Origin of the sequence: Pseudomonas sp. GOM6, assembly GCF_029537485.1 — a bacterium.
In the GTDB taxonomy this organism is placed as follows: Bacteria; Pseudomonadota; Gammaproteobacteria; order Pseudomonadales; family Pseudomonadaceae; genus Aquipseudomonas.
Genome location: NZ_JARPUS010000018.1, coordinates 26393 through 42951, shown reverse-complemented (window position 1 = coordinate 42951; position 16559 = coordinate 26393). Strand labels below are relative to the sequence as shown.

Sequence of the window (16559 nt, the reverse complement as noted above, 5' to 3'; positions counted from 1 at the left end):
TCAAACATTGCTCCCGGCAATCTTTTGTTGTCTGCCCAAAGGTGGGCTCAAGCCCACCAGTAGCGCACGAAATGGAAGAAGATCGGTGCCGCAAAACAGACCGAGTCCATGCGGTCGAGCATACCGCCGTGGCCTTCGATCATGTGGCCCCAATCCTTCACCCCACGGTCGCGCTTGATCGCCGACATCACCAGGCCGCCGGCAAAGCCCAGCAGGTTGACGATCAGCGCCATCAGTGCGGCCTGCCAGAAGCTGAACGGGGTGATCCAGAACAGCGAGGCACCAACCAAGCTGGCCAGGGCGACGCCGCCGACGAAGCCTTCCACCGTTTTCGACGGCGACAGCTTGGGCGCGATCTTGCGTTTGCCGGCCAGCTTGCCACAGACGTACTGCAGCACGTCTGACAGCTGCACCACGATGATCAGCCAGGCGATCAGCAGCAGGTTGCGCCCCTCGTAGCCGGGGATGTCCAGGGTCAGCAGCGCCGGCACCGCGGACACGCAGTACACCGCAATCATGAGTCCCCACTGCACTTCCGAGGCACGCTCGAGGAAGCGTGTGGTATCGCCGCCCAGCGAGGCGAGGATCGGTAGCAGCAGGAACAGGTAGACCGGGATGAAAATGGCAAATAAGCCGTACCAGTCCAGGGCGATCAGCAGGTACTGCATCGGCAGGGCGAAGTAGAAGGCCGCCGCCAGGGCTGGATAGTCGCTGCGCCGGGTCGGCGTCAGGGTGAGGAACTCGCGCAGGGCATAGAACGACACGAAGTAGAACAGCAGGATCACGCCGTTGTTGCCAAACAGGAAGGCGATGCCGATGACCAGCACCATGGCCCACCAGGCATCGATTCGCGCATTGAGGTTGTCGATCACCGCGTTGGGTACGTCCCCGGCGCGGCGGCGCAGGATGCGGGCGATCAGCGTGGCAATCAGCAGTACGGCACCAATACCGGCAAACAGCAGGAGTGTGTTGTGATCCATCTCAGTTTTCCTCCGGGGCCAGGGCCAGCAGGGCGTTGCGTGCGCGTTCCAGGAAGGCGTGTTTGTCCTCGCCTTCCTGGCGCTGCAACGGCTCACCGAAACTCAGGGTGCATAGCAGTGGCAGCGGTAGCGCCCTGCCCTTGGGCATGACCCGGTTGAGGTTGGCGATCCACACCGGCACCAATTCGACCTCCGTCCTGGCTTGGGCCAGGTGGAAGAGGCCGCTCTTGAACGGCAGCAGCGGCTCGTCGCTGAGGTTGCGGGTGCCCTCGGGAAAGATGATCAGCGAGTCACCCTGCTCCAGGGCATCGAGCATGGCTTGCAGAGGATTGGCGTTGGGATCGCTACGGTCACGATCGACCAACACGCCGTTGAACACGTCGCGGATGAGGAAGCGGCGCAGTTCGCCCTTCATCCAGTAGTCGGAACCCGCTACCGGGCGGGTGCGGCGGCGCAGTTCCGGCGGCAGCGAGGCCCAGAGCAGGACGAAATCGCCGTGGCTGCTGTGGTTGGCATAGTACAGGCGTTGTACCGGCTGGGCCGTACAGCCCAGCCAGAGGGCGCGTGCGCCGGTCAGCAGGCGGGCTGCCGAAGTGATGGCGAAAGCGGCGATGGAGGCAAGCATGGACAGAACTCCTTTTATCCAGCCGGAAAAAACCAGGGCGTGGTGGGTATGGTGAACAAGGCCCGTCGTAGCTGGGCACGTCGCGAGGCGGCTGCAGGGGCAGCCAGCGCAGGGCGCTGTGGTAGCGCCGCGGCTAGCTGCGGGTGCCTGAGTTGGCCGGTGTTGGGAGTGTCTGAGTGGAGCATGGGAATGTCCTTATTCCGGGGAGTGGCGCTAGGCCGCTTCTTTCAGGCCCTGGCGCACGCGGTTGAGCAGGGTCAGCAACAGCAACAGCAGCATCAGCGCCAACAGGCCGTTGATCCATGTCGCTGAGAGCAAGCCGCTGGCAACCCCGGCAGCCAGTACGCCGAAGGCAAAGGCTCGATCGCTTTTACCCATAGGTCCGTCATAACGTCGCGAGGCACCAACCATGGGGCCGAGCACACCGGCGTACTCGCTGATCACCGCCAGCACCACGACCAGCACCACCAGCAGCGGCGATACGCCAGCCAGCATGGCAAAAGGCAGGTAAAGAGCGCTGTCGGCAAGCACGTCGCACAGTTCGTTGAGGTAGGCTCCCAGCGTGGATTGCTGGCCAAATTCGCGGGCAAGCATGCCGTCGATGGCGTTGAGCGCCATGCGCAGCAGCATCCACAACGGGATCAGGGCGAATAGCCAGGTGGTGGTGGGGAATAGCGCCAGCAGAGCGCCAAGCGATACGGAGATAACGGCTGCGGCGAGGGTGACCTGATTGGCGGTGACGCCGCGCTCGTAAAGGCGTTGCACGGTGGGGCGCAGCAGGTTCTGGAAGGCGGGTTTGAGCTGGTAGATCGATGGCATGGTGCGAAAGTCCCTTTCACATGATGCGGGCTAGCTTAGCCCCTTTGCCGGTGCGCTGTGCCACGAAGTCTGTGCGCGATTGCGCAGAAAACTTATGCCCTGCGAAGAGTGCGGCTTGGTAAGTAAATTAAGCCTTTTGAATCATCAGGTTAAGCGGCTTGATATCACTTTGATGGCATTTCGTGCACAGCTTATCCACAGACAGTCAAACGACGCTGGAGGCACTTTCGCGGCTGACTTGCGGGGCTGTTCCGCTGATTTGCTGCTGTGCCTGGCAGACCCAGTTGAAGGCACGTTCGTTAAGTTCGGCGATGGCGCGAGGGCCCTCGCCTTCGGCGTGCATGACCGGGCCGATGATGACCTGGATAGTGCCGGGGTATTTGGCCCAGCCTTGCTTGGGCCAGAACTCGCCGGCGTTGTGGGCGATCGGCAGCACCGGCAGGCCGGCGTTTACTGCCAATGCTGCACCGCCGCGGGAGAACTTGCCGATCTGCCCCGGTGGAATCCGGGTGCCTTCGGGGAAGATCAGCACCCAGGCACCCTGCTTGATGCGCTCGTCGCCCTGCTTGGCCAGCTGCTTGAGTGCGGCCTTGGGGTTGCTGCGGTCGATGGCGATGGGCTTGAGCATGGCCATGGCCCAGCCGAAGAAGGGTACGTAGAGCAGCTCGCGCTTGACCACCTGCGACAGCGGCTCGAAGAAGGCGGAGAGGAAGAAGGTTTCCCAGGTGCTCTGGTGCTTGGCCAGGATCACGCAGGGTTGCTGCGGAATATGCTCGAGGCCGTGTACTTCGTAGCGGATGCCGGCTACCACCTTGGCCAGCCAGGTCGCGCAGCGGCACCAGGCCTGGATCACGAGGCGGTAGCGGGCGCGAAACGGCAGGAAGGGCGCGATGAACACGCAGAGGATGCACCAGAAGAAGGCGCTCGATGACAGCAGCAGGTAGAAGAGGAAGGTTCTGATGGCCTGCACTGTCGTCATTGGGCTCGTATTCTCTAGCGAAGAAGCTGATCGGCGATCGCCGCCAGATCATCGAATATCAGGGTTGCCGCTGGCAACGGTTTGGCCAGCGTACGTTCGCCCTTGCCGGTTTTTACCAGCACGGGTTGGCAATGGACGGCCAGGGCGGCTTCCAGGTCACCCATGCTGTCGCCGACGAACCACACACCTGTCAGTTCCGTGGCGTAGTGCGCAGCGATCTGCTTGAGCATGCCTGGCTTCGGTTTGCGGCAGTCGCAGCCGTCGTCCGGGCCATGCGGGCAATGCACGATCAGGCCAACCTCGCCGCCCTCCTCCGCCACCAGCTGGCGCAGGCGCTGATGCATGGACTCCAGCGTGGCTGCATCGTAGTAGCCGCGCGCCAGGCCCGACTGGTTGGTGGCCACGGCCACAGTCCACCCAGCTTGGCTCAGGCGCGCGATGGCGGCGATGGAGCCCGGGATCGGGATCCATTCGTCGAGGGACTTGATGTAGGCGTCGGAGTCTTCATTGATGACGCCGTCGCGGTCGAGAATCAGCAGCTTCATTTGATCACCACGGCAACCGGGCGGCCTTGCGCCGCCCGATTGGCCATCAGCCCAGCAGCGAGATATCGGCGACGCCGAGGAACAGGCCGCGCAGCTGGTTGAGCAACGCGTAGCGGTTGGCACGCACCGAGGCATCCTCGGCATTGACCAGAACCGCCTCGAAGAAGGCATCGACCGGTTCGCGCAGGGCGGCCAGGCGCTCCAGCGACTCGCGATAGCAACGTGCGGCCGCCATCGGTTGTACGGCCTGGCTGGCCTGCTGGATGGCCGAGTACAGGCTGAACTCCGCCGGGTTGTCGAAGTAGTGGGCTTCGGCGCTGGCGGCGATCTGTCCTTCGTACTTGCTCAGCAGGTTGGATACGCGCTTGTTGGCGGCGGCCAGGGCGGCGGCTTCCGGCAGTTGGCGGAAGGCCTGCACGGCCTGCACGCGCTGGTCGAAGTCCAGCGGTGAAGCTGGGCTGAGGGCGCGTACGGCCTGATACACCGCGACATCCACGCCTTCGTCTTCATAACGCGCACGCAGGCGGTCGAAGATGAAGTCCAGCACCTGCGGGGCCAGGCCGGCGGCCTTGACCTTTTCGCCGTACAGGCCGATGGCGAAGCCCACTGCTTCGACCAGATCCAGGTCCAGCTGTTTCTCGATCAGGATGCGCAGCACGCCCAGGGCCGCACGACGCAGCGCGTAGGGGTCCTTGGAGCCGGTCGGCAGCATGCCGATGCCGAAGATGCCGACCAGGGTGTCGAGCTTGTCGGCCACGGCCACGGCCGCACCGGTCAGGGTGCTCGGCAGTTCGGCACCGGCACCGCGCGGCATGTACTGCTCGTTCAGCGCCAGGGCCACATCGTCGGCCTCGCCATCATGCTTGGCGTAGTAGTAGCCGGCGATGCCCTGCATCTCCGGGAACTCGCCGACCATCTCGCTGGCCAGGTCGCACTTGGACAGGATGCCGGCGCGGGCTGCACGGCTGGCATCACCGCCGATGCGCTCGGCGATGAAGGCGGCGAGTTTGGAGACGCGCTCGGCCTTGTTGAACACGCTACCCAGCTGGGCCTGGAACACCACGTTGGCCAGGCGCTCGTTCCGCTGTTCCAGCGGCTGCTTCTTGTCCTGCTTGAAGAAGAACTCGGCGTCGGTCAGACGCGGGCGCACGACTTTCTCGTTACCGGAGACGATCTGCGCCGGGTCCGTGGACTCGATGTTGGCCACGGTGATGAAGCGTGGCAGCAGCTTGCCGCCCGCGTCGACCAGGCAGAAGTACTTCTGGTTGTCCTGCATGGTGGTGATCAGCGCTTCCTGCGGCACGTCGAGGAAACGCTCCTCGAACGAGCAGACCAGCGGCACCGGCCACTCGACCAGGGCGGTGACTTCATCGAGCAGCGCCGGCGGCACGATGGCGGTGCCCTGCTCCGCGGCAGCCAGTTCGGCGACGCGCTGGCTGATCAGCGTGCGGCGTTCGGCAAAATCGGCGACCACGAAGGCGCCACGCAGATTCTCGGCGTAGTGTGCCGGGCTCTCGATCGCCACGTCGTAATTGGCGTGGAAACGGTGGCCACGGGACAGGCGTCCGGCCTTCTGCGCAAGAATCTCGCAATCGACGACATGGTGGCCGTAGAGCATGACCAGCCACTGGGTCGGGCGCACGAACTCTTCCTTGCGCGCGGCCCAGCGCATGCGCTTGGGAATCGGCAGATCACCCAGCGAGGCTTCGACGATCGCCGGCAGCAGGCCGACCGCCGGCTGCCCGGCGATGTTCTGTTCGTACTTGAGTTTCGGGCCGCTGGTGTCGATCTGGCTCAACTCGACGCCGCACTTCTTGGCGAAGCCCAGCGCCGCCTGGGTCGGCTTGCCCTCGGCGTCGAAGGCGGCCTGCACGGGTGGACCATCGAGGCGCACGCTGCGGTCCGGCTGCTGCGCGGCGAGCTGTTCGACCAGTACGGCGAGGCGGCGCGGCGCGGCGTAATAGCGCGCCTTGGCATACTCCAGGCCGGCGCTCTTCAGGCCTTTTTCGATCCCGGCGAGGAAGGCTTCGCCGAGGCTCTTCAGCGCTTTGGGTGGCAGCTCTTCGGTGCCCAGTTCAACCAGAAAATCCTGAGCACTCATTATTCGGCCTCCTTGAGCTTGGCCAGCACTTCGTCACGTAGTTCGGGGGTGGCCATCGGGAAGCCGAGCTTGGCGCGGGCCAGCAGGTAGCTCTGGGCGATGTTCCGCGCCAGGGTGCGCACGCGCAGGATGTACTGCTGGCGCGCGGTCACCGAGATAGCGCGGCGGGCGTCGAGCAGGTTGAAGCTGTGCGAGGCCTTGATCACCATTTCATAAGCCGGCAGCGGCAGCTGCAGCTCCATCAGGCGGTTGGCCTCGGACTCGTAGAAGTCGAACAGGTCGAACAGTTTGTCGACGTTGGCGTGCTCGAAGTTGAAGGTGGATTGCTCCACTTCGTTCTGGTGGAACACGTCGCCGTAGGTGACCTTGCCGAACGGGCCGTCGGAGTAGACCAGGTCATACACCGAGTCGACGCCCTGCAGGTACATGGCCAGGCGCTCGAGACCGTAGGTGATCTCACCGGTAACCGGGTAGCACTCGACGCCGCCGACCTGCTGGAAGTAGGTGAACTGGGTGACTTCCATACCGTTCAGCCAGACTTCCCAGCCCAGACCCCAGGCGCCGAGGGTTGGCGACTCCCAGTTGTCCTCGACGAAGCGGATGTCGTGGACGTTGGTGTCGACGCCGATGCGGCGCAGCGACTCCAGGTACAGGTCCTGGATATTCTCCGGGTTCGGTTTGAGGACCACCTGGAACTGGTAGTAGTGCTGCAGGCGGTTGGGGTTTTCGCCGTAGCGGCCGTCGGCCGGACGGCGCGAGGGCTGCACGTAGGCGGCGTTCCAGGTCTCCGGGCCGATGGCGCGCAGGAAGGTGGCGGTGTGGAAGGTACCGGCCCCCATCTCCATATCATAGGGTTGCAGGATCACGCAGCCTTGCTCGGCCCAATAGCTTTGCAGGGCGAGGATCAGGCCTTGGAAGGTGCTCACGTCGGGCGTTGTCTGGCTCACGAATTTCACCGGTGTCGAGGCGTTTGCATAAAGCCGGGCAGTATACCCGATCATCCCGGCCTGCGAGGCTGCGCCCTGGCCTGTGGTTTCGCACTTTATGGCTGTATTTGCATACAGTATTTTTTGGCTATAGTTCTGCTTCCCATCCACCGACTGGTGCACGCCCATGACCCGCTGCTTCTGGTGCAACGACGACCCGCTGTACATCGCCTATCACGACGAGGAATGGGGCGTGCCCTCGCGTGATGCGCAGCACCTGTTCGAGATGCTGTTGCTGGAGGGGGCCCAGGCGGGGTTGTCGTGGATCACCGTGCTGAAGAAGCGCGAGCGCTATCGGCAGGTACTGTTCGGCTTCGACGCCGAGCGTCTGGCGTGCATGACCGACGCGGAAATCGAAGAGCGCATGCAGGACCCCGGCATCATCCGCAACCGCCTCAAGCTGCAGGCGGCGCGCAAGAACGCCCAGGCCTGGCTCAGGCTGGAGGATCCGGTCGCTCTGCTCTGGTCCTTCGTTGGTGGTGTGCCGAAGATCAATCACTTCAGTGGTCGCGGCGACGTGCCGGCGGTGACGCCCGAGGCCGAGGCCATGAGTAAGGCCCTGAAGAAGCTGGGCTTTACCTTCGTTGGCCCGACCATCTGCTATGCCTACATGCAGGCCACCGGCATGGTCATGGATCACACGACCGATTGTGATCGCCACGCGCAGTTGAGCTGACGGCTTTCGTCGCTCATTACCTGCAGCGCGTCCGGGCAGCCGTTACAATGCCCGCCCCTTCATGCTCGGAGTTTCCAGGTGGAAAAGCTCAAAGGCGCCCTGGTGGTCGGTTTCCTTCGTCTGTTTGCCCTGCTGCCCTGGCGTGCGGTGCAGACGGTGGGCAATGCCATTGGCTGGCTGATGTGGAAGCTGCCCAACGGCTCGCGCGAGGTCGTGCGTACCAACCTGAACAAATGCTTTCCCGAGCTGAACGAGGCTGAGCTGGATCAGCTGGTCGGCCAGAGCCTCAAGGACATCGGCAAGACCCTGACCGAAAGCGCCTGCGCCTGGATCTGGCCGGCGCACAAGTCGCTCAAGCTGATCCGCGAAGTCGAAGGCCTAGAGGTGCTGCAGCAGGCGCTGGCCAGCGGCAAGGGCGTGGTCGGTATCACCAGCCACCTGGGCAACTGGGAGGTGCTCAACCACTTCTATTGCAACCAGTGCAAACCGATCATTTTCTACCGTCCGCCCAAGCTCAAGGCGGTGGACGAGCTGCTGCAGAAGCAGCGCGTGCAGATGGGCAATCGCGTGGCTCCCTCGACCAAGGAAGGCATCCTCAGCGTCATCAAGGAAGTGCGCAAAGGCGGTGCTGTTGGCATTCCCGCTGACCCCGAGCCGAGTCGTAGCAGTGGGGTTTTCGTGCCCTTTCTCGGCACCACGGCGCTGACCAGCAAGTTCGTGCCGGGCATGCTCGCCGGCGGCAAGGCGGTGGGCGTGTTCCTGCATGCGCTGCGCCTGGCCGATGGCAGCGGCTACAAGGTGATCCTCGAAGCGGCGCCCGAAGGCATGTACAGCGACAACGTCGAAGAAGGCGTGGCAGCGATGAGCGAAGTGGTGTCCCGCTACGTGCGCACCTATCCCAGCCAGTACATGTGGAGCATGAAACGCTTCAAGAAGCGGCCGGATGGCGAGCAGAAGTGGTATTGATGCCGAGGCCGATAGCCATTAACGTCTGAGCACTCTCGCCACTGATCAGGGAATGGCATGGACAACAAGCGCGAACACGTGCGTACGACGCTCAAGGTTCAGCTGCGCATCGATCATCCGGTACATGGCCAGATGCTGGTCACCACCCGCGATATCTCCGACAGCGGGGTGTTTGTGGTGGTCGATGAGGCTCAGCGTCTGCTGCAGATCGGTGAAGTGGTCAGCGGTCAGGTACAGGGCCTGCCGATCGAGGCCCCGGTGGTGCAGATGGAGGTGGTGCGTTTCGAGCCCAGCGGAGTCGCCCTGGCTTTCAAGCGCGACTGACTAGCGCTCTTCGCTTTCTTCCTGTGCAGCCGCCTTCTCCAGGCGGCGCAAAAACACCGTCATTTCCTTTTCCGTCTGTTTGTCGCCGCGTTTGCGCGCCACCTCCAGGCCGTTGTGCCAGGCCTGGCGCGCTTCTTCGAGCATGCCCTGGTGCTGGCAGGCATGGCCCAGCAGCTTCCACGCCGCCGAATAGTTGGGATCGAAGCCCAGGCATTTCTGCAGGTGCTCGGCGGCGGCCTCGGGCTTGCCGGCATCCAGGTAGCTCTTGCCCAGGCCGAAGCGCAGCAGAGCATTGTCCACGCCCCTGGCCAGCAGTTTTTCCAGCGAGTCCGGCGTCGTCATGGCATCAGGCCTCGGCAGCGCTAGAAGAAGGTCAGACCGACCTGGAACAGGCGCTCCACGTCGCGAATGTACTTCTTGTCGACCAGGAACAGGATGACGTGGTCGCCGGACTCGATGATGGTGTCGTCGTGGGCGATCAGCACTTCCTCGTCGCGGATCACCGCGCCGATGGTGGTGCCCGGCGGCAGTGCGATGTCCTCGATCATCCGGCCGATCACCTTGCTCGACTTGGCGTCGCCGTGGGCGATGGCCTCGATGGCTTCTGCCGCGCCGCGGCGCAGGCTGTGCACGCTCTCGATGTCGCCGCGGCGCACGTGGGTCAGCAGGGTGCCAATGGTGGCCAGCTGCGGGCTGATGGCGATGTCGATGTCGCCGCCCTGGACCAGATCGACGTAGGCCGGGTTGTTGATGATGGTCATCACCTTGCGTGCGCCCAGGCGCTTGGCCAGCAGCGAGGACATGATGTTGGCTTCGTCGTCGTTGGTCAGGGCGAGGAAGATGTCGGCGTCGTTGATGTTCTCTTCCACCAGCAGGTCGCGGTCCGAGGCGCTGCCCTGCAGCACCACGGAGCTTTCCAGGTTTTCCGAGAGGTAGCGGCAGCGCGCCGGGTTCATCTCGATGATCTTCACTTGGTAGCGGCTCTCGATGGCTTCGGCCAGGCGCTCGCCGATATGCCCGCCGCCGGCGATAACAATGCGTTTGTAGCTGTCTTCCAGGCGGCGCATCTCGCTCATTACCGCGCGGATGTGCGCTTTGGCGGCGATGAAGAACACTTCGTCGTCGGCTTCGATCACGGTGTCGCCCTTGGGCATGATCGGTCGGTTGCGGCGGAAGATCGCCGCGACCCGGGTGTCGACATTGGGCATGTGTTCGCGCAGCTGCTTGAGTTGCTGGCCGACCAGCGGGCCGCCGTAGTAGGCACGCACCGCCACCAACTGGGCCTTGCCCTCGGCGAAGTCGATCACCTGCAGCGAGCCGGGAATTTCGATCAGGCGCTTGATGTAGTTGGTCACCACCTGTTCCGGGCTGATCAGCACGTCGACCGGAATCGCTTCATTGTCGAACAGGCCGGTGCGGGTCAGGTAGGCCGCCTCGCGCACGCGGGCGATCTTGGTCGGCGTGTGGAACAGGGTGTAGGCGACCTGGCAGGCGATCATGTTGACTTCGTCGCTGTTGGTCACCGCCACCAGCATGTCGGCGTCGTCGGCACCGGCCTGGCGCAGTACGGTGGGGAACGAGCCGCGGCCGACCACGGTGCGGATATCCAGGCGGTCGCCTAGGTCACGCAGGCGGTCGCCGTCGGTGTCGACCACGGTGATGTCGTTGGCCTCGCCGGCGAGGTGTTCGGCCAGGGTTCCGCCGACCTGGCCGGCGCCGAGAATGATGATCTTCATCGGGTTCCTTCCTCAGCCGCGAGGAGTCGCGGCGATCTTTATCAGCTTGGCATAGTAGAAGCCGTCGTGGCCGTCTACCTGCGGCAACAATTGGCGGCCATGGGCCGGTTTCAGGCCGAAGGGGCCGGCGATATCCAGTTCACGTGCGCCCGGTGTGCGGGCGAGGAAGGCGGCGATGTTGTCCGAGTTCTCCTGCGGCAGCACCGAGCAGGTGGCGTAGAGCAGCACACCGCCAACCTCCAGGGTTGGCCATAGGGCGTCCAGCAGTTCGCCCTGCAGCTGGGCCAAGGCGCTGATGTCGTCGGCCTGGCGGGTCAGCTTGATATCCGGGTGGCGACGGATCACGCCGGTGGCCGAGCACGGCGCATCGAGCAGGATGCGCTGGAACGGCTTGCCATCCCACCAGACCTTGGTCGCACGGCCGTCGGCGGCGATCAGGGTGGCTTTGAGCTGCAGGCGGTCAAGGTTTTCCTGTACGCGGGCCAAGCGCCCGGGTTCCAGGTCGAGGGCGATCACTTCGGCGAGGTCGGGTTGCGCCTCCAGCAGGTGACAGGTCTTGCCGCCCGGCGCGGCACAGGCGTCCAGCACACGCTGACCGGGCGCCAGGTCGAGCAGGTCGGCGGCCAGCTGGGCCGCCTCGTCCTGCACGCTGACGCGGCCTGCGGCGAAGCCGGGCAGGGTCTTTACATCGCAGGGTGCGAGCAGGCGTATACCGTCACGGCTGTAGTTGCAGGCTTCGGCTTCGATGCCGGCGCTGCGCAGTTCGGCGAGATAGTCATCGCGGCTGCCATGACGGCGGTTGACCCGCAGCAGCAGTGGCGGATGTTCGTTGTTGGCTGCGCAGATGGCTTGCCAGTGCTCCGGCCAGTCGGCCTTCAGGCGTTTTTGCAGCCAGCGCGGGTGGGCGGTATGCAGCACTGGATCACGCTCCAGCTCGGCGAAGATGTCTGCATGCTCACGCTGGGCATTGCGTAGCACGGCATTGAGCAGGCCCTTGAGCGAACTCTTCTTCAGCTTGTCGACGCAGGCGACCGTCTCGCCAATCGCGGCGTGGGCGGGGATGCGCGTGTGCAGCAGCTGGTACAGGCCGATCAGCAGCAGCGCCTCGACGTCGCGGTCGGCGGCCTTGAACGGCTTCTGCAGCAGCTTGTCGGCAAGCAGTTGCAGGCGCGGCTGCCAGCGCGCGGTGCCGAACGCCAGATCCTGGGCCAGGCCGCGGTCGCGTGGTTCTACCTTGTCCAGCAGCGGCGGCAGGCTGCTGCCCAGCGAGGCCTTGCCGTTGAGAACGGCAGCGAGGGCACGGGCGGCGGCCAGGCGTGGGTTCATTGACCGAGCACCAGGCCGGGGGCGAACTGTTCGCGGCGGCTGTTGTACAGGTCGGTGAAGCTCAGCGGCTTGCCGCCGGGAAGCTGCAGGCGGGTCAGGCGCAGCGAGCCCTGGCCACAGGCCACGGTCAGGCCGCTCTTGTCGGCGGCGAGAATACTGCCAGGCTGGCCGCTGCCTTCGCCGAGTTGGGCGGCGTGGATTTTCAGCGCTTCGCCATTTAGCGTGCTGTGGCAGATCGGCCAGGGATTGAAGGCGCGGATCAGGCGCTCCAGCTCGACGGCCGGGCGGCTCCAGTCCAGGCGTGCCTCATCCTTGTTCAGCTTGTGCGCGTAGGTGGCCAGGCTGTCGTCCTGCACCTCGCCTTGCAGCTCGCCGGCAGCCAGCTTGGCCACGGCTTCCACCACGGCGGCTGAACCCAGCGTGGCGAGGCGGTCATGCAGGCTGCCGCCGGTATCCTCGGCGCTGATGGAGGTGCTGACCTTGAGCAGCATCGGCCCGGTATCCAGGCCAGCTTCCATCTGCATCACTGTGACGCCGCTGCTGGCGTCACCCGCTTCGATCGCGCGCTGGATCGGTGCCGCGCCGCGCCAGCGCGGCAGCAGCGAGGCATGGCTGTTGATGCAGCCCAGGCGCGGGGTATCGAGCACCACCTGAGGCAGGATCAGGCCGTAGGCCACCACCACCATCAAATCGGGTTGCAGGGCGGCCAGTTCGCTCTGCGCTGCAGGATCGCGCAGGGTCTGCGGCTGATACACCGGCAAGCCATGCAGCAATGCCAGCTGCTTGACCGGGCTGGGCATCAGCTTTTGCCCGCGCCCGGCTGGACGGTCGGGCTGGGTGTAAACAGCTACCACCTGACGGCCGGCATCAAGCAGGGCCTGCAGGTGCTGGGCGGCGAATTCCGGGGTGCCGGCAAAGACGATACGCATGGTTTTCTCACTGCAAACAAAAAGGCTTGCCGGAGCAAGCCTTTGGAAGATCGGGGTCAAGCTTGCTGGCGGTGCTGCTTTTCCAGCTTCTTCTTGATCCGGTCGCGTTTGAGGCTGGACAGGTAGTCGACGAAGAGCTTGCCATTGAGGTGATCGCACTCGTGCTGGATGCACACGGCGAGCAGACCCTCGGCGATCAGCTCATAGGGTTTACCGTCGCGCTCCTGGGCCTTGATTCGCACCTTTTGTGGACGGTCTACATTTTCATAGAAGCCGGGTACCGACAGGCAGCCTTCCTGGTACTGATCCATCTGCTCGGTCAGCGACTCGAACTCAGGGTTGATGAACACCCGCGGCTCGGACTGATCTTCGGACAGATCCATGACCACTACACGCTTATGCACGTTGACCTGGGTCGCCGCCAGGCCGATGCCTGGCGCGGCGTACATGGTCTCGAACATGTCGTCGATCAGCTTCGAGAGTGCCTCGTCAAAAACGGTCACCGGTTTGGCGATCGTCCGCAGACGCGGATCGGGGAATTCGAGGATGTTTAGAATCGCCATGGCTGTTTGTGATGCACTTGTGGAATAAAGTAAAAAACCGCTGCTAAGATGATGAGCAGCTTTGAAAAACGGCTCGAAAGCCGCTACTTCTGCGGCATACAGGCGCTGGCCACATAATAAAGGGATTCACCGCATGAGGAAATCACTACTCGCCCTGCTGCTGGTCGCCGCTGGCGGCCTGAGCCTGTCCGGCACTGCCCTGGCAGACGTTCAGCTCAAGCAAGGTCACCCGGAGCGCTACACGGTCGTCAAGGGCGATACCCTTTGGGACATCTCCGGCAAGTTCCTCAGCCAACCCTGGAAGTGGCCGGAACTGTGGCACGCCAACCCGCAGATCGAGAATCCTCATCTGATCTACCCGGGCGATACCCTGAGCCTGGTGTACATCGATGGCCAGCCGCGCCTGATGCTCAACCGCGGTGCTTCGCGTGGCACCATCAAACTCTCGCCGCAAGTACGCAGCACGCCGATGGCCGAAGCCATTCCGACCATTCCCCTGGAGGCCATCAACAGCTTCCTGCTGAGCAACCGGATTGTCGATACGGCGGAGGACTTCCTGGATAAGCCCTACGTCGTCGCCGGTGACCAGGAAAGTGTCATCAGTGGCGCGGGCAGCCGGATCTTCGCCCGTGGCGCATTCGATGACGCCCAGGCCGTCTACGGCATTTTCCGTCAGGGCAAGACTTACACCGACCCTGAGACCAAGGAACTCCTCGGTATCAATGCCGACGACATCGGCAGCGGTGAGCTGGTGGCCGAAGAAGGTGATATCGCGACCCTGCACCTCACCCGCACCACCCAGGAAGTGCGTCCGGGTGACCGTCTGTTCCCCACCGAAGAACGCGCCGTCAACTCCACGTTCATGCCGAGCGAGCCGGCGACCGATGTTGATGGCGTCATCCTCGACGTGCCGCGTGGTGTGAATCGCATCGGTCAGTTCGACGTGGTGACCATCAACAAGGGCAAGATCGATGGCCTGTCCGAGGGCAACGTGCTGGCTGTCTACAAGACTGGCGAGACCGTGCGTGATCGTGTCACCGGCGACTCGGTGAAGATCCCCGACCAGCGCTCTGGTCTGCTGATGGTGTTCCGCGCCTACGAGAAGCTCAGCTATGGTCTGGTGCTCTACGCCACTCGCGACCTGGCCTTGATGGACAAGGTGAAGAACCCGTAATAGCCAAACCCCCGCCCCGTGCGGGGGTTTGTTTTTCTGCGTTGACGATCAGGGACGATCGACATGACGAGCTGCATTTCTCCTGCGGAACTGGAGGCGCGTCTGCGCCTGCACAGCCTGCCCGAACTAGGGCCGAAGCGCTTTCGGCGTTTGCTCGAGGCCTTTGGTTCGGCCTGTTCCGCCATCAGCGCCCCGGCTGCCGCCTGGCGTTCACTGGGGCTTCCGGTGGCCTGTGCCGAAGCACGGCGCAACGCCGAGGTGCGTGAACGTGCCGCCTCGGCACTGGGCTGGCTGGAGCAGCCTGACCAATCCGTGCTGATGTGGGACGACCCGCTTTACCCTGGGCTGCTGGCTGAGCTGAACGATGCCCCGCCGCTGTTGTTCGTGGCGGGTGATGTCAATCTGCTCGAACGCCCGCAATTGGCCATGGTGGGCAGCCGGCGGGCGTCGAGGCCTGGGCTGGATACGGCCAACGCCTTTGCCCGCAGCCTGGCCGGTGGCGGTTTCGTGATTACCAGTGGCCTGGCGCTGGGTATCGACGGAGCAGCCCACAGCGGTGCGTTGGCAGCTGGCGGTGGCACTGTGGCTGTGCTGGGAACGGGGTTGCAGCATATCTATCCGCAGCGGCACCTCGCGCTGGCGGCTCGCATCGTTGAACAGGGTGGCGCACTGGTCTCCGAGCTGCCGCTGGACAGTCCCCCGCAGGCCAGCAACTTTCCGCGGCGCAACCGCATCATCAGTGGCCTGTCACTCGGCGTACTGGTCGTCGAGGCCAGCCCGTCCAGTGGTTCGCTGATCACCGCCCGCCTGGCGGTCGAGCAGGGCCGCGAGGTGTATGCCATCCCCGGCTCCATTCATCATCCCGGCGCGCGTGGCTGTCATCAGCTCATTCGTGAAGGTGCCACGCTGGTGGAAAGCGTCGACGACATCCTGCAGGCCCTGCGCGGCTGGCAACAGGTGCCGCCGAGTACCGTCAGTGTGCCGAGCAACGACCATCCGTTGCTGCAGCAGCTTCGTGCAGCCCCGCAGACCAGTGAGAGCCTGGCCCAGGCCTGTGGCCTGGAGCTCGGCGCGACGCTGGCAGCACTGACCGAGCTGGAGCTGGAGGGCCTGGTTGCCTGTGAAAGCGGGCGCTGGGTACACCGCGTTGGTTGAGCTGGGTACACTCGCCCCAGGCATCGCGTTCGGGGGGCGAGCATGTACAGCAGTTGGCAGGTACAGCGGGTAGCACGGGTGGTGCGTCAGGGCGGGGTGATCGCCTATCCGACCGAGGCAGTCTGGGGCCTGGGCTGCGATCCCTGGAACGAGGCCGCGGTGGATCGTCTGCTGGCGCTCAAGGAGCGGCCCATGCACAAGGGGCTGATTCTGGTGGCCGACAATATCGAGCAGTTCGATTTTCTCCTCGACGACCTGCCCGAGCGCTGGATCGGCCGCCTGGCCAGCACCTGGCCCGGGCCCAATACCTGGTTGGTGCCACACCAGAACCGTCTGCCCGAGTGGATCACCGGCATGCACGACAGCGTGGCCCTGCGCGTCAGCGATCACCCGCTGGTGCGCGAGCTGTGTGCCCTCACCGGGCCGCTGGTGTCCACCTCGGCCAACCCGGCGGGCCGCCCTTCCGCGCGCTCGCGCCTGCGTGTCGAGCAGTACTTCCGGGGGCAACTCGACGCCGTGCTCGGCGGTGCTCTGGGTGGGCGACGCAACCCCAGCCTGATCCGCGACCTGCGCACGGGCGATGTGATTCGCCCGTCGTAGGTTCCCAACAGGCGAGCGAATTGGCGAAATAGCCGCCTTTGGGTTCGCTCGTTGGGCTTCGGCGTTACGCGCCTC

At 64.2% G+C, this 16559-nt stretch carries 18 protein-coding genes; 6 read left to right on the top strand and 12 right to left on the bottom strand.

Going from position 1 to position 16559, the window contains the following annotated elements; all coding sequences use genetic code 11:
- Nucleotides 1-47: 47 nt before the first annotated feature.
- From P7A97_RS17920 to glyQ, 7 genes are all read right to left on the bottom strand, one after another.
- A complete protein-coding gene (locus P7A97_RS17920; RefSeq protein ID WP_277691480.1) occupies nucleotides 48-980 on the bottom strand; it encodes a phosphatidate cytidylyltransferase in 933 nt (310 codons plus the stop codon).
- A gap of 1 nt (nucleotide 981) precedes the next feature.
- On the bottom strand, nucleotides 982-1605 hold the full coding sequence (locus P7A97_RS17915; protein WP_277691479.1) for a lysophospholipid acyltransferase family protein: 624 nt from the start codon (nucleotides 1603-1605) through the stop codon (nucleotides 982-984).
- A 213-nt stretch (nucleotides 1606-1818) separates the two neighbouring features.
- Nucleotides 1819-2424, bottom strand: a complete 606-nt coding sequence (locus tag P7A97_RS17910) for a CDP-alcohol phosphatidyltransferase family protein (protein ID WP_277691478.1) — start codon at nucleotides 2422-2424, stop codon at nucleotides 1819-1821.
- A gap of 205 nt (nucleotides 2425-2629) precedes the next feature.
- Complete coding sequence (locus P7A97_RS17905) at nucleotides 2630-3403, bottom strand: lysophospholipid acyltransferase family protein (protein WP_277691477.1); 774 nt, start codon at nucleotides 3401-3403, stop codon at nucleotides 2630-2632.
- A 14-nt stretch (nucleotides 3404-3417) separates the two neighbouring features.
- Entirely contained in the window at nucleotides 3418-3948 is a 531-nt protein-coding gene (gmhB, locus tag P7A97_RS17900) for a D-glycero-beta-D-manno-heptose 1,7-bisphosphate 7-phosphatase (RefSeq protein WP_277691476.1), read from the bottom strand.
- Between the two features lie 46 nt (nucleotides 3949-3994).
- On the bottom strand, nucleotides 3995-6049 hold the full coding sequence (glyS, locus tag P7A97_RS17895) for a glycine--tRNA ligase subunit beta (RefSeq protein ID WP_277691475.1): 2055 nt from the start codon (nucleotides 6047-6049) through the stop codon (nucleotides 3995-3997).
- The gene (glyQ, locus tag P7A97_RS17890; protein ID WP_277691474.1) at nucleotides 6049-6996 is read right to left on the bottom strand and encodes a glycine--tRNA ligase subunit alpha; all 948 of its coding nucleotides are present in this window, start codon (nucleotides 6994-6996) and stop codon (nucleotides 6049-6051) included. The genes glyS and glyQ overlap by 1 nt, the downstream gene beginning before the upstream one ends.
- Nucleotides 6997-7162: 166 nt before the next feature.
- Here glyQ and P7A97_RS17885 point away from each other — a divergent pair, with 166 nt between their 5' ends.
- The 3 genes from P7A97_RS17885 (at nucleotide 7163) to P7A97_RS17875 (ending at nucleotide 9001) form a co-directional block, all read left to right on the top strand.
- A complete protein-coding gene (locus P7A97_RS17885) occupies nucleotides 7163-7711 on the top strand; it encodes a DNA-3-methyladenine glycosylase I (RefSeq protein ID WP_277691473.1) in 549 nt (182 codons plus the stop codon).
- A gap of 78 nt (nucleotides 7712-7789) precedes the next feature.
- Nucleotides 7790-8677 (top strand): lysophospholipid acyltransferase, encoded by an 888-nt coding sequence (locus tag P7A97_RS17880; protein ID WP_277691472.1) that lies wholly within the window; start codon nucleotides 7790-7792, stop codon nucleotides 8675-8677.
- Between the two features lie 57 nt (nucleotides 8678-8734).
- Nucleotides 8735-9001, top strand: a complete 267-nt coding sequence (locus tag P7A97_RS17875; RefSeq protein ID WP_277691471.1) for a PilZ domain-containing protein — start codon at nucleotides 8735-8737, stop codon at nucleotides 8999-9001.
- Here P7A97_RS17875 and P7A97_RS17870 read toward each other — a convergent pair whose 3' ends face one another.
- From P7A97_RS17870 to def, 5 genes are read right to left on the bottom strand one after another with little or no spacing between them, the layout of a single operon-like run.
- Nucleotides 9002-9343 carry a tetratricopeptide repeat protein gene (locus tag P7A97_RS17870; protein ID WP_277691470.1) on the bottom strand — a complete coding sequence of 114 codons (342 nt, stop codon included), beginning with the start codon at nucleotides 9341-9343 and terminating at the stop codon, nucleotides 9002-9004.
- Nucleotides 9344-9363: 20 nt separating this feature from the next.
- Nucleotides 9364-10737: a Trk system potassium transporter TrkA gene (gene trkA / locus P7A97_RS17865; RefSeq protein WP_277691468.1), complete on the bottom strand. Its 1374-nt coding sequence runs from the start codon at nucleotides 10735-10737 to the stop codon at nucleotides 9364-9366.
- A gap of 12 nt (nucleotides 10738-10749) precedes the next feature.
- Complete coding sequence (gene rsmB / locus P7A97_RS17860; protein WP_277691467.1) at nucleotides 10750-12063, bottom strand: 16S rRNA (cytosine(967)-C(5))-methyltransferase RsmB; 1314 nt, start codon at nucleotides 12061-12063, stop codon at nucleotides 10750-10752.
- On the bottom strand, nucleotides 12060-12992 hold the full coding sequence (fmt, locus tag P7A97_RS17855; protein WP_277691466.1) for a methionyl-tRNA formyltransferase: 933 nt from the start codon (nucleotides 12990-12992) through the stop codon (nucleotides 12060-12062). The genes rsmB and fmt overlap by 4 nt, the downstream gene beginning before the upstream one ends.
- 56 nt (nucleotides 12993-13048) lie before the next feature.
- Nucleotides 13049-13555 carry a peptide deformylase gene (gene def, locus P7A97_RS17850; protein ID WP_277691465.1) on the bottom strand — a complete coding sequence of 169 codons (507 nt, stop codon included), beginning with the start codon at nucleotides 13553-13555 and terminating at the stop codon, nucleotides 13049-13051.
- A gap of 133 nt (nucleotides 13556-13688) precedes the next feature.
- Here def and P7A97_RS17845 point away from each other — a divergent pair, with 133 nt between their 5' ends.
- The 3 genes from P7A97_RS17845 (at nucleotide 13689) to P7A97_RS17835 (ending at nucleotide 16484) form a co-directional block, all read left to right on the top strand.
- On the top strand, nucleotides 13689-14729 hold the full coding sequence (locus tag P7A97_RS17845) for a LysM peptidoglycan-binding domain-containing protein (protein ID WP_277691464.1): 1041 nt from the start codon (nucleotides 13689-13691) through the stop codon (nucleotides 14727-14729).
- Between the two features lie 63 nt (nucleotides 14730-14792).
- On the top strand, nucleotides 14793-15884 hold the full coding sequence (gene dprA / locus P7A97_RS17840) for a DNA-processing protein DprA (protein WP_277691463.1): 1092 nt from the start codon (nucleotides 14793-14795) through the stop codon (nucleotides 15882-15884).
- Between the two features lie 42 nt (nucleotides 15885-15926).
- The gene (locus P7A97_RS17835; protein ID WP_277691462.1) at nucleotides 15927-16484 is read left to right on the top strand and encodes a Sua5/YciO/YrdC/YwlC family protein; all 558 of its coding nucleotides are present in this window, start codon (nucleotides 15927-15929) and stop codon (nucleotides 16482-16484) included.
- The last annotated feature ends 75 nt before the right edge of the window (nucleotides 16485-16559 follow it).